Origin of the sequence: cyanobacterium endosymbiont of Epithemia turgida isolate EtSB Lake Yunoko (assembly GCF_000829235.1) — a bacterium.
Lineage (GTDB): Bacteria > Cyanobacteriota > Cyanobacteriia > Cyanobacteriales > Microcystaceae > Rippkaea.
In genome coordinates this window covers 637614-650209 of sequence record NZ_AP012549.1, presented here as the reverse complement: position 1 = coordinate 650209, position 12596 = coordinate 637614, and the positions used below count along the sequence as shown (strand labels likewise).

Sequence of the window (12596 nt, the reverse complement as noted above, 5' to 3'; positions counted from 1 at the left end):
TTTTACCCATTTTATTTTATTAATTAGTTTAACTTTAGTTATAGGACTTTAGCTGAATATTTGTATATCTTAAACTTCTAATTGTCCTTGAAGTAGTTTAAGATATACAAATATTTTTTGGGGGTAAAATATTAGACTGTTGAATAACTAAAGTAATTTTCTTGCCTAAACGACCTAAATTTTCAGCTAATTCAATTCTAATGGAGGTTTTGCCTACAATAATTATCTCATGAGTAAGATTACTTAAAGAAAGGGCTTCTGAGCTTGAAAACTAACTTCTGAGAGGCTAATAATAGGAGGAATTAGAGGAATATAAGCAGTTGCAATAAGACCAGTTGCAATAAGATAAGTATGCGAGCACAATTTTTGACTGGGTAAAACGAAAGCTTGCTGTGGAAAACGACAAAACTCTCTAGATTCAATAATTATATCTACCCCCATTGCTGCTAATACTACAGGGAATATTGTTCTTTATCAATTCGCTTTGACTTGTTGCGTATAAGTATTGATATCAGTTGGGTTAAATTTAGACAGAGAAAAGTTAGGAGCAAAGACCCCATTGAGTTTTTATTTTCCATTGTTGTTTGAGATGAGTGAAATGACCAATAGTATAGTTATCAATCTCTGTACAATGATTATTGTTCTCGTTTCCCATAACTTAGGTGGGATATTTTTTAAGTTTAGCTACTTCTAACACAGCATAAATTGCTTTTGGAGTATTTCCACTTACAACAAGATTATAGCCTACATTTATTCTGAACTTAAAAGTTACTCTGTTTTAATAGATCTAATTCTAATAAATTTATAAATTTACTAAACTATAAAAAATAGTTATTACTTTTCCAAAAAAAAAGCAATAACCAGACAGACATCAAAGTTTTTTTATAAACTAATAACATTTGCTGTTAATTTTTTATAGGTTTAAAATAACTGCTTAATACTTCATGTCTAATCATTAATAATGATATTTTTTTTAGTAAAATTTAAATAGTTAGTGTTTTTTAAAGCACAGATTTGTATCTTAAAAGCAAGAAAAAAAATAAAAATATGAATTTTGTCCTTATTTTTTTCTAAAAAAGTACTTTAGATAATAATTGACGAAGAATATTTAAGTATATAACTCTAAATAAATCTACTATAAACAATAGTTAAATAAGAAAAAGTGCTATGCTCCAGTCTACCTAAAAATTAAGTTAATAAAATTAGAAATATAAAATTTAACTTACGCCCAAGACTTTTACTAGAATAATAACCAAAGTAAAAATTTCGTATTTAAACACAGAATTATAGAAAGTCAAATAAATTGTAGTTCGTGTAAATTTATCGTAAAATTTAACTAAAAAAATAATTTATAGTTCAGGTAAATTTTTCAAGAAAGAAAAGAACTGTGATACTTTTTTAAAAATTATAGAATAAACCTTAGTAGTAACAAGATATTTTATATCTTGAATATATTTCAACAAAGGACAAAATAATTGACAAGAGAAAGAAATAAATACAGAATTATTTTTAATCATTACTCAGCACATATAACATATAAGTAGTTTTGTTTAAAGTTAAATTGAGACAATAGGAAGGAAAAAAATATATTTATTTTTTATGCAAACTTTAAAATATAAAGGTAAATATGCTAGAAGATAAATAGCATTGACTGAAAACTTATTGAATTAATTTAAATATATTTAGGTATCAATATAACTGAAGCCTAAAAAGTTAAATAAATTTTTATATTACAATCATTTATGTAATAAGTATAAATGATTGTAATATAAGCCTTACTTCAATTTATTAAAATAAAAATAGATATAAAAAATAGTTTATATTCTTGATATTTATTTAGAGCTACCTATTTACTTAACCTCATGTCATAACCAAATAGATTGTCATTAACTTTATCTAAAATAATATCCCCTAAACCGTACTCAACCCAACGGCAATTAACCATCGTAGATACATCTGTGTCAGGTTCTAAAGGTTCTCCCCATTTGTGGTCAATCTCAGGATATATCTTTGTAGTAGCGTCAATTCCCATTCTGCCTCCTAACCCCAATTTTTTACTTGCAAAATCTAAGGTGTCAAAAGGTGTTTCTGGAAGGATAAAAACATCTCTTGAGGGATCAACTTTAGAACTAATTGCCCAAACTACTTGTCGAGGATCTCGGACATTAATATCTTTGTCTACAATAATCACAAACTTAGTGTAGGTAAACTGAGGCAACGCACTCCAAAAAGCCAAAGCTGCTCGTCTTGCTTGTCCTGGATAAGCTTTATCAATAGATATAATTGCTGTTTTATAACTTAAGGACTCCATAGGTAAAAAAAAGTCTGTAATTTCTGAGACTTGCTGTCGTAAAACCGGAGTATAAATACGGTTTAATGCGATTGCCATTATCGCCTCTTCTTTAGGGGGACGACCACTAAATGTCGTTAAATAAATGGGCTCTTTACGATGGGTTATAGTGTGAAAGCGAACCAATGGTGAGTCTTCTACTCCTCCGTAATATCCCATGTGATCCCCAAAGGGCCCATCAGGTAAAACTTCGCCTGGAGTGATGGTTCCCTCTAGAATAAATTCCGCATCTGCTGGGACTTCTAAATCTAGGGTTTTACATTTAGTCAATGCCACCCCTGAACCTCCATATAATCCGGCAAATAGCCATTCTGAGAGATCTATAGGAATAGGAGTAGCCGCAGCCATTATAATTAGGGGAGCGACTCCTAGAGCGATCGCAATTTCTAATTTTTTGCCATTTTCTGCTGCTTTTCGTAGATGTCTCGCCCCACCTCTGACAGACAACCAATGCACTGTCATGGTAGTTTTAGATTGTAACTGTAAACGATAAACTCCCACATTTGGGGTTCCAGTCTCACAGTCTTTAGTGACAACTAGTCCCAACGTAATAATTTTCCCTGCATCTCCAGGATAAGGACGAATTAGAGGTAGAATGTCCAGATCTAGCTTTTCCCCTTCAATTACCACTTGTTGACAGGGAGGAAAAAAACTTTTACTTGGTTTCGCCTTAATTACATCAAAAAAAATCTTACCAAAATCAATTATTTGGGAAATTTTTTTGGGTGGCTTTGGTTGTTGCAACATGGCTAATTTTTTACCTAGAGTTTCTAAATCTTGAGGTTCTTCCATTTTCATCGCCCAACAGATGCGTTCCAAAGTTCCCATCAAGTTAATAGCCAAAGGGAAATTTGATCCTTTGACATTCTCGAATAAGAGTCCAGGTCCTCCGGCTTGTAGTATTCGGTTGGATATTTCTGCAATCTCTAAATCAGGATCAACTAATGTCTTAATCCGGCGTAACTGCCCCCGTTGTTCAAGTTGATTGATAAATTCCCGTAAATCTCTAGCCATAGTGCAATTGGTTACAAATTTTGATATTCTAATTATGACTTATTGTGGGAAAATAATATCTCAGGGACAAATTTTTATAAAAACCAGCTTATTGTGAGTCTACAAAATATAAAATAAATTATCCCGCAGAGTGAATAAAAGTATAATTATTTACTATTAAGATTGATCAGATTAATTTACCAGTTATAACGATTAAAAATAAACCTAAGTAAACTTATTAATAATGTTCATAAACTTTAATTGCTATAATTATAAAAATTAAAATTATACAATAAAGCTTAATAGTTTGTCCTATTTTAGGAAGTTTAACTATTCTGATTGTAATTAATAAAACTAAAGGGAGTAGATTTTTGGTAAATCTTACTTAAGTAAAGAATTGTAAAGATAAATAACTAATAAGTTCCTTATTTAAGTAATAACCACTAAAAATATTAAATATTATTTAATTTTTATATACTGAATATGCTAAATGAGTAACTGATGATTCCCATATCTTTCATCAAAAAATATATACAAGGGAATAATTACAGCTTTTATTTGTTATATTTTTATGATAGCTAGTCTAGAAACAACTAGTATTTTGACTTAATTTATAATTTTAAACAAGCTACAAATGTCTCTTTCAAAGGAAGTTTCGGATTGCTCACTTCATAAAATTATTAACCCTATGCTTTATTCTAGCAAAAGATTGTGATCTATAAAATCATACCAATTTTGATTAAAAAGTGAGGAAGAGATTTAAATTACTATTAACTAATAGTTAGTAAAACTTAAGTATTTGCAATATTTTTTAGTTGATCGTAACCTTACTATTACTAAATTAGTAGAAGATGCGGTTATATAAATATGAAAAGATTCTAGCTAATAATGGCGTGTTAATAGGAGAAATAGGGAAATATACTGGATGTTCTCTAAACAACTAATATATTATGGATGAACCCTTAACCCATTATGAAATTGGACGAAATGAATATAACTTTTTTCTGAAGGAAATGAAATTTTTATATTTTTTGTCCACTGATTAATTCATTTACGACGAAAATTTAAATTGTTTATACACACAGTGTAGGGGTAAACGGCTGTCGACCCCTATAGACTTTTAACTTAACGCTGTAAAACAGTCCCTACAGTTGGGCCAATTGGCCAGTCCTGACGAGGAGGAAAAGACTGTTCCGAATGCAAAACAGTCCCTCCCGGCTCAACAGGGCGGTTTAACGTTATGGCAGCTCCAAAACCTAGACCAGCAGAAGTGCCTAGTGCACTAGTTAGCAATAAAAACTCCCAGAGTAAACTCCAGGGAAGAGTTCGAAGTTGGGGGGTCTGTACTTTCATTAACTTCTCAACACCACACGAGAAAATTAGATCAGATTATGATTCCGCTTAGAGCTTAACCTGAGATACAAATTTTGCCAAGTCTCATCATCCAATATGAAGAACAAAAAATATCAGTTGCTGTGATCATAAAAAATGGTTACAAATTTAATAAGTGATACTTAAAAATTAATTAAATATTTAAAATATCCCTATACTTAACTCTTAGATTCATTTGATTTGAGAGTAAATAAAGTATTAGAAATATTATTAAACTATCTTTATAGATATAATTTTTTTAAAATTGATTTAATAATGAGTAGTCAATTGCTAATTTATAAAATAAATCTCAAAATTTGTTATTCTATAAGTCTGAGAGGCTATATTTTTTCGTATATTTATACTAATGACCATCGATTTCCAAGATACTTTTGATATCATTATTGTTGGCGCAGGCCATGCAGGATGTGAGGCAGCTTTAAGCAGTGCACGTCGTGGATGTCGCACCCTGATGTTAACCATTAATCTAGATAAAATTGCTTGGCAACCTTGTAACCCCGCAGTAGGGGGACCAGCGAAGTCTCAACTTACCCATGAGGTAGACGCCTTAGGGGGAGAAATCGGCAAAATGGCAGACCGGACCTATTTGCAAAAACGAGTTCTTAACAGCTCAAGAGGTCCTGCTGTGTGGGCACTACGTGCCCAGACCGATAAACGGGAGTATTCAGCCTTAATGAAAAAAATTGTTGAAAATCAAGATAATTTAACAATTCGTGAAGGTATGGTGACGGATTTAGTCCTAGGGACAAATGATCAAGTAATCGGCGTTGAAACCTATTTTGGGACTTGCTTCGGCGCACAAGCAGTTGTTTTAACTACCGGAACCTTTTTAAGGGGTCGTATTTGGATCGGCAATAAATCGATGGAAGCAGGCAGAGCCGGAGAATTTGCAGCGGTAGGACTTACCGAAACTTTGAATAAATTGGGGTTTGAAACTGGAAGACTTAAAACTGGAACCCCTGCTAGAGTAGATAAACGATCAGTAGACTATCGTAATTTAGAAATTCAACCCCCTGACGATGAAGTAGGTTGGTTTAGTTTTGATCCTGAGGTTTGGATTAAACGAGAACAGATGAATTGCTATTTAACCCGAACCACAGCCGAAACCCATCAGATAATTAATAATAATTTACACCTATCTCCAATCTACGGCGGGTTTATCGACTCTAAAGGTCCTCGTTACTGTCCTTCTATTGAAGATAAAATTGTTCGGTTTGCAGATAAAGAGAGTCATCAAATTTTCATTGAACCCGAAGGACGAGATATTCCTGAGCTTTATATCCAAGGATTTTCTACAGGACTTCCTGAAAATATTCAATTAGCGATGTTAAGAACCCTTCCAGGGTTAGAAAAATGCGAAATGTTACGTCCCGCCTACGCGGTGGAATATGATTATCTTCCCGCCACCCAATGTTATCCGACCCTGATGACTAAGAAAATTGGAGGTTTATTTTGCGCCGGTCAAGTCAATGGAACAACAGGATATGAAGAAGCAGCCGCCCAAGGCATCGTTGCAGGAATTAATGCAGTTCAGCTAGTTAAAAATAAAGAGATGATTGTTTTCCCACGAGAAGAAAGTTATCTGGGAACTTTAATTGATGATTTGTGTACCAAAGATCTACGAGAACCTTATCGAATGCTAACCTCTAGGTCAGAATATCGTTTAATTTTAAGGTCAGATAATGCCGATCAACGGTTAACACCATTAGGTCGAAAAATTGGGTTAATTGATGATCGTCGCTGGCAACTTTTTAAAACAAAACAAGATAGTATTTCCGTAGAAAAAAAACGTCTTCACGAAATTAGAATTAAAGAAACAGATAAGATAGGAATTATCATTGCAACAGAAACTCAACAAAAGATTAAGGGATCAATTAATTTAGCAGATTTATTACGCCGTCCTGGGTTTCATTATGCTGATTTAGATCGCTATAGATTAGGAAATTCTCAACTTAGTTTAGTAGAAAAACAAGGGGCAGAAATAGATATTAAATACTCGGGTTATTTGAAACGCCAACAAAATCAAATTGACCAAATTAGTCGTTATAGCAATCGTAAATTACCAGAAAATTTAGACTATATGAAAATTGAAACATTGGCAATGGAATCTAGAGAAAAATTAACTCAAGTTAAACCCTTAACCCTGGGGCAAGCGTCGCGTATTGGGGGAGTTAACCCGGCTGATATTAACGCTTTGTTAGTGTATTTGGAATTGCATTTGCCCCCAAAAGAGTATCCCCTCACAATAATTTATAATCAAGAAACTCCATAAAAAATAAAAGTTAACTGTCCTAAATACGTGTAAATATCTATTTAATTTTTAAGAAAGTAGTTATATAAAATATGTTTACAAAAATAAACATAGAATCATAATCAGAGGCAAATAATATAGATAAAAACAATATTTAGAAACCCTTATTTAACTCAGTATCTTAGTTTACTTGTCCTGAAATTTAATTTCATAAAAAATAAAAATTTTGTCTAAATTAAGAAGATAACATTGACTTTCGTAAGTGTCTCAGGGACGGACTCTCAAAAATAGTGTGCTCGCTGTAAGAATAAGTTGCAATTACAATGAGAAGATTCTCTAAAATATAATTAATTGGGAGAAAAAAGAGGAAAAATTTTCAAGAATAGGAGTTTTAAGTAAATAAAAGTAAAAACAATATATTAACCAAATAAACAACTTGAACAATTAGCCCCTAAATTAAAATTGAGAGCAACAGATGAATAAGTATAGATGGGATCTAAAATAACTCGCTGGATAGAAAAAAAATTATGTTAAAAAATTTGTAATTAAAGGGGATGAAATTACTGAAGAAATCTCAGATATTTTTGTTCCAGCACGATACTAAAACGTAGCAAATAAGAGCTTATTGAATAAGAAATATTTATTGAAAATTGACTTTTAAGATAAAAGTTAAAAAAACGAAAAAATATATCAAAACTAAACAAGAATAAAAGGTGTGTTTAGTGTCGAACTAACTAAAATTATCTTTATCAATTGCTTGGTACTGACGAACAGAACCTATTATTCGTACTTTCTCTTTGATAAAGATCACTTTTCATTATGGATTGTCTATTCAAAAAAGATAATTTAAATTTTAACGAGTTAAACTATTATAAATATTATGAATACGTATAAAAATATGCGTGTATTTACTCAATACGTTAATAACAGTAAATCTGCTGAACGAAATAACAAAGTATAATTATCTCCTTCAGCAGTCAATAAACTGGTGACGGATTTCTAAAATTACTTAAGAGCATCATTATCTTATCGTACTACTCGCCAAGTTATACCAGTATGAATAGGTCGAGTTTTGTGTGGGCTCTTTATTAATCTTTTTAAGAGTCTCTAAAAAGCAGAATTATTATTTTTACAACAATACTTTTATGCAACAGGAATACTTCTAATTAATTTTAGAATTTATTTTATCATTTTTGTTTTAGGTTTAAAAATAGCTAAATTTATGACTTACTCTAAAAAGAGTACAATTTAATTGATATTACAAAGACCATGTTATCTAATTTATAAGTTAAGATTACAATACAGTTATTTATACTGGTTTATCATTTAATTCTTATAGTTTAGTAATTTAATCTATAATTAATCTTCCCCACATTATTTGCATAGCGCCTAGTTACTGAAAAATAAAAAGAATTTCCTTTAATAATAATGAATAAACAATATTTTTGTTTATACTGCAGCTATTTAGCCGGAGGCTATTGATCTTCATTAATTAATTAAAACCCAGAAGTAAAAGTTACCTATGATAGAGATTTTTGTTTAAAACATACTACAGTAATTCTTACAAGGATTCTTGTTCTGTCATCTTTTATTTTAAAGTAATAATTAAAAAAAGAAAAATTGCAAGTTATTTTATATAACTATTTTTTGTATAACTAACACTTTAGCTAATTGATTCAGTGAGTTGCTACTTTTCTACTTAATTTATTTTTAAAAAACTTGTCTATTTTTTAGGATTTAAAATTAATGACAATCAAATTTTATTGATATACTCCGAATAATTTGTTACAAGAATTTCTTTGATTTTGCCACGACTATTGCCCTTAGAGTTAATCATCCGCGAGGCAAGAATACGTTGAATATTAAAATCACAATATAATTCATCAAAAAAGAAATCTTCGATATAATTAGTAGGATCAGAATTACTCAACATTTGATAAGCTCCTTGCTGAGATACTTTTATAAAAACATCTCTTAACCGTCGTTGTTCATCATCATTAAAATTTAAAGAACTATAAGCATTAAAAGTGGCAGTTTTACTAATAGAACGATAAGGAGGATCATAATAAATAAAAGTGGTTTGATCTGCATATTCCAGAACTTCAGAAAAATCGCATTGTTTAATTTCTGCAATTTTAAATGCTTGACTAACAGCTCTAATATTGTTGCTATTAAGTATGGCCGGATTTTTGTATCTACCCATCGGGACATTGAACAAACCCTTCCTATTTACTCGATACAACCCATTAAAACAAGTATGGTTAAGAAAAATTGTTAGAGCGGCACGTTCTACCCAATTTTTCTTATAAATACTGGTATCAGCTTTTTTGTCAAAAGTATTGTAATCATTTCTAGATTTATAGTAAAAATTTTTTCTTTTTTCTTCAGTTAAATTTAGATATTTTTTTGTTATTTTCGATAATCTATGAATTAATAATTCTGCGTTATTCTTAATCACTTTATATAAAATAATTAACTCAATATTTTTATCAAAAAGGTAAGCTTTTTCAATACCATAATTATGGTAAATATCAAAAAATACTGAACCTCCTCCAACAAAAGATTCTATGTAAGTTTTGAGACAACCTTGTTGTAGTTTTGAAGGATATTGTTTTTTAATTTGTGGTAGTAATTTTGTTTTTCCTCCTGCCCATTTTAGCACAGGATAAGCTTTAATGTTTTGGGAATCTTCTGACTTATATAAGGGGCGTAATTGTTTAATTGTACAAAGATTTATTACATGTTTCATCTTGATTTTAAATAGTAAATTAGTTAGATTTAATTTATGTACTTTCTGTAAACATATGTTTTTTCTGTCAATACAAATTGAGACTGTAATGTTTAATATTTTAACCAACTGAAGTTTAACTAATAAATACTTAACATGTTTTATTAAAACTACTTTTAACTAATCTTTTTTATATTCTATTTTTATAAAATTAAGATTATAAGATGTAATTTATCAAGTCAATACTAAGAATAATGAAAGGTTTTTAAGTTGTAGGTTACGGCAAGTTGTTCGCCAAATCATTCATTGTAAGCAATAATTAATTAGCTTCTAACCCACCATACACTAAAAACTAATAATTTTTGATGACTAGGACATAAATGGACTATAGACTATGAAAATAGGAACAGCATATTTGCTAATATATGATACTTAAAAAGAATTATGTTGTAGTTTTTAGTACAAAATACTTTAATCATTTTTATAACCCTAATTTTGTAGGACAAGGTAGCAAATATTCTATAGTAATTTTCGAATATATTTTTATTTTTTTCATAAAACTGTCTGCCATCATAGAATATAAAACTTTTCTTCTGATTGACTACAATTTAACTATATTTTTATCAATAGACTATATACTTCGGTTTTTAGATATAGGTTTCCCAGTTTTTTGACTTTTAAGAGTATTTTTGCTAATAAATATTTTTTGTTCAAGAGGGTATCCTTTTCTATGTTATGATTTTAGACTATGACAAGAGGATTTAAACTTTTTTTTAAATTCCCTCCTTTTTAGAGGTAAACTCTTCTAACATAATTTTTTGTCTACAAAACAAGCTGCTTTCACTTTTGTCTATATTTATTGATTTAACTGGTTTTAATTTTAATTTGTGGACTAATTTTAAAAGTAGTTTATAAAACAATAAAAATTTATTTTCTCTTATTTACTTTTTTTAAAAAATTTAAATTTTTTTGATGTTTTTTATCTTGATTAACTATTTTATTAGGTAAATTTTATAAAACTTATCAAAACTTATTACTATAACAAGCACACTATCAAAAGTGGATGCCATTTTATTGAATCTACAAAATTAAAATTTTGTAGATTCAATAAACTAATATTTAGGACTAAATCACATTTTCTAGGCATTGTTTGTATCTAGAGTATTTTCCCATCATTGATGAATGAATTTTCGCAACTAGATTTAGTATAGTTTGCGAGTACTGAAATAATGAGAGTGTGTTTTTGAAGCTTAAAGAACTATCTGATCGCTTCTTTATTATCCAAAAAGGACAAGTAAAAATTGTAGTCCTTCTAGACTAAGTAGAATGATTTAGTAGCTAATAAGTTTAAAATATTTATAATAATAGTATATTTATTTTTATAAATGAAAGAGATGATCTTCAGTTAATCCATAACTGTAAACTGCTACTAATTAATAGCTCGGATATTTTTTATAGGTAAATAAATAGCGAAGTATAGTTAAATTTATATCAAGTTAATCCTTATCCAGAATCTCAACAATTCCTTTATCCTAAATAAAGTAAGTTGACTTAAATTACTCTAACAATTTTTTGATTATCTAACAAATACTCTCTATTTAAACTGAATCTTACAAAGTATTGCGATATTAACAATTATCTTAGCAGTAAATAGCTATTAATTTATGATATCTAATGTCACAAAAGATAATTTGGATTTTATCAAAAGTTTGACTTATCAATAAGCTATCTCCGTTTTAAAATTGAGTTTTTAAAAATTTTATCAAGTATTACTCTACCTAATAAATTACCGATTTCATATATTTTTAAAAATTGCATTTATCGACTATTCATTAAGCTATATAAAAAAGATACTATTGTAGTAGTTATGTATTGACAAATTATCTGTGATTTAATTTGTCTCAAAACACAAAATCAAGAGTAAAAATTGACATTATACTGATAATATAGGGGTAATTCCTAAAATAAGAGTTTAGACAACTTAACTCTTAGAAAGATCCAGTGGCTATTTTCTTGTATCTCTATATTTGGTATATTAACACTAAGGTCAAACATTTAGAGTTAGTGAAAGTTTATTTCTTTAATCAAAAATAATTTCTTGTGTCGTTTAATGCCACTATTGTAGTTTACAACAATTGTGTGATATATATAAAATTATACTCAAAAAGTATGATGTGATCTTTACTCATTTTTTGAGTATTTTTTAAGCTTTTATTAGGTCAAAGTTAATATCAATTAAAGAATTAATCTTTAATATCAATTAAAGAATTAATCTTTAATTGATATTAAAGAGAATTATCTCTTGAACTTAATTTTAATTTAAATTTTGTTTTAGAGCATTTACACTAAAATTAATTTTTACCATTTCTTAAAATATTTGACTATTATTGAACAATTTTGATGGTAATGGCATAATTGCCACTGTATCTTTTTTAGCCAAAATATATTTAACGCAATTTTTGGAGGTATAACTCCTACATCATTGACTTCTCCAAACACATCGAGCATAAAACTTAATTAAGCTAAGATAGCCTTCAAGGGGAAACTGCAGAAAATTTTATCTTTTCTCTTGCAATAGACTAAAGTTTTTGCTACTCTTATAAAGAGCAAAAAAAGAGAGATTAAATAAAGTTAGTCGCCGGGATAGCTCAGTTGGTAGAGCAGTGGACTGAAAATCCTCGTGTCGGCGGTTCAAATCCGCCTCCTGGCATTTTTACTTTGGCACTAATTGAGCAGTGGGGAAACCCCTGTAATATATAAAGTTATTTCAGTATCTGATGCCTTGACCAATGAGAAGAGATTGGAAAAGTTATAGATTAATCAGTTCCACAGGACAATTAAATTGAGTAGTTTAAACAAACAGAGGACATAAAACGTCATGA

General features: G+C 29.5%; 5 protein-coding genes and 1 tRNA gene. 2 read left to right on the top strand and 4 right to left on the bottom strand.

All coding sequences use genetic code 11. The features are described from left to right. Positions 1–243: 243 nt before the first annotated feature. The 3 genes from ETSB_RS08970 to ETSB_RS01845 all read right to left on the bottom strand — a co-directional run bounded on the left by ETSB_RS08970 (position 244) and on the right by ETSB_RS01845 (position 4696). Positions 244–441: a hypothetical protein gene (locus tag ETSB_RS08970; protein ID WP_070104598.1), complete on the bottom strand. Its 198-nt coding sequence runs from the start codon at positions 439–441 to the stop codon at positions 244–246. A gap of 1405 nt (positions 442–1846) precedes the next feature. Beyond that, positions 1847–3364: a UbiD family decarboxylase gene (locus ETSB_RS01850; protein WP_044105949.1), complete on the bottom strand. Its 1518-nt coding sequence runs from the start codon at positions 3362–3364 to the stop codon at positions 1847–1849. Between the two features lie 1104 nt (positions 3365–4468). Beyond that, positions 4469–4696, bottom strand: a complete 228-nt coding sequence (locus ETSB_RS01845; protein WP_044105948.1) for a hypothetical protein — start codon at positions 4694–4696, stop codon at positions 4469–4471. 385 nt (positions 4697–5081) lie between these two features. Between ETSB_RS01845 and mnmG the strand changes: the two genes are divergently transcribed. Next, a complete protein-coding gene (gene mnmG / locus ETSB_RS01840; RefSeq protein ID WP_044105947.1) occupies positions 5082–7007 on the top strand; it encodes a tRNA uridine-5-carboxymethylaminomethyl(34) synthesis enzyme MnmG in 1926 nt (641 codons plus the stop codon). A 1732-nt stretch (positions 7008–8739) separates the two neighbouring features. Here mnmG and ETSB_RS01835 read toward each other — a convergent pair. Continuing rightward, complete coding sequence (locus tag ETSB_RS01835; protein WP_408643617.1) at positions 8740–9843, bottom strand: DNA adenine methylase; 1104 nt, start codon at positions 9841–9843, stop codon at positions 8740–8742. A 2508-nt stretch (positions 9844–12351) separates the two neighbouring features. Between ETSB_RS01835 and ETSB_RS01825 the strand changes: the two genes are divergently transcribed. Continuing rightward, positions 12352–12424: transfer RNA gene (locus tag ETSB_RS01825), tRNA-Phe, on the top strand. The last annotated feature ends 172 nt before the right edge of the window (positions 12425–12596 follow it).

Excerpts from the sequence above, each read along its gene's own strand:
- mnmG (WP_044105947.1), top strand. The coding sequence starts at position 5,082 with ATGACCATCGATTTCCAAGATACTTTTGATATCATTATTGTTGGCGCA.
- ETSB_RS08970 (WP_070104598.1), bottom strand. The coding sequence starts at position 441 with ATGGGGGTAGATATAATTATTGAATCTAGAGAGTTTTGTCGTTTTCCA.
- ETSB_RS01845 (WP_044105948.1), bottom strand. The coding sequence starts at position 4,696 with ATGAAAGTACAGACCCCCCAACTTCGAACTCTTCCCTGGAGTTTACTC.
- ETSB_RS01850 (WP_044105949.1), bottom strand. The coding sequence starts at position 3,364 with ATGGCTAGAGATTTACGGGAATTTATCAATCAACTTGAACAACGGGGG.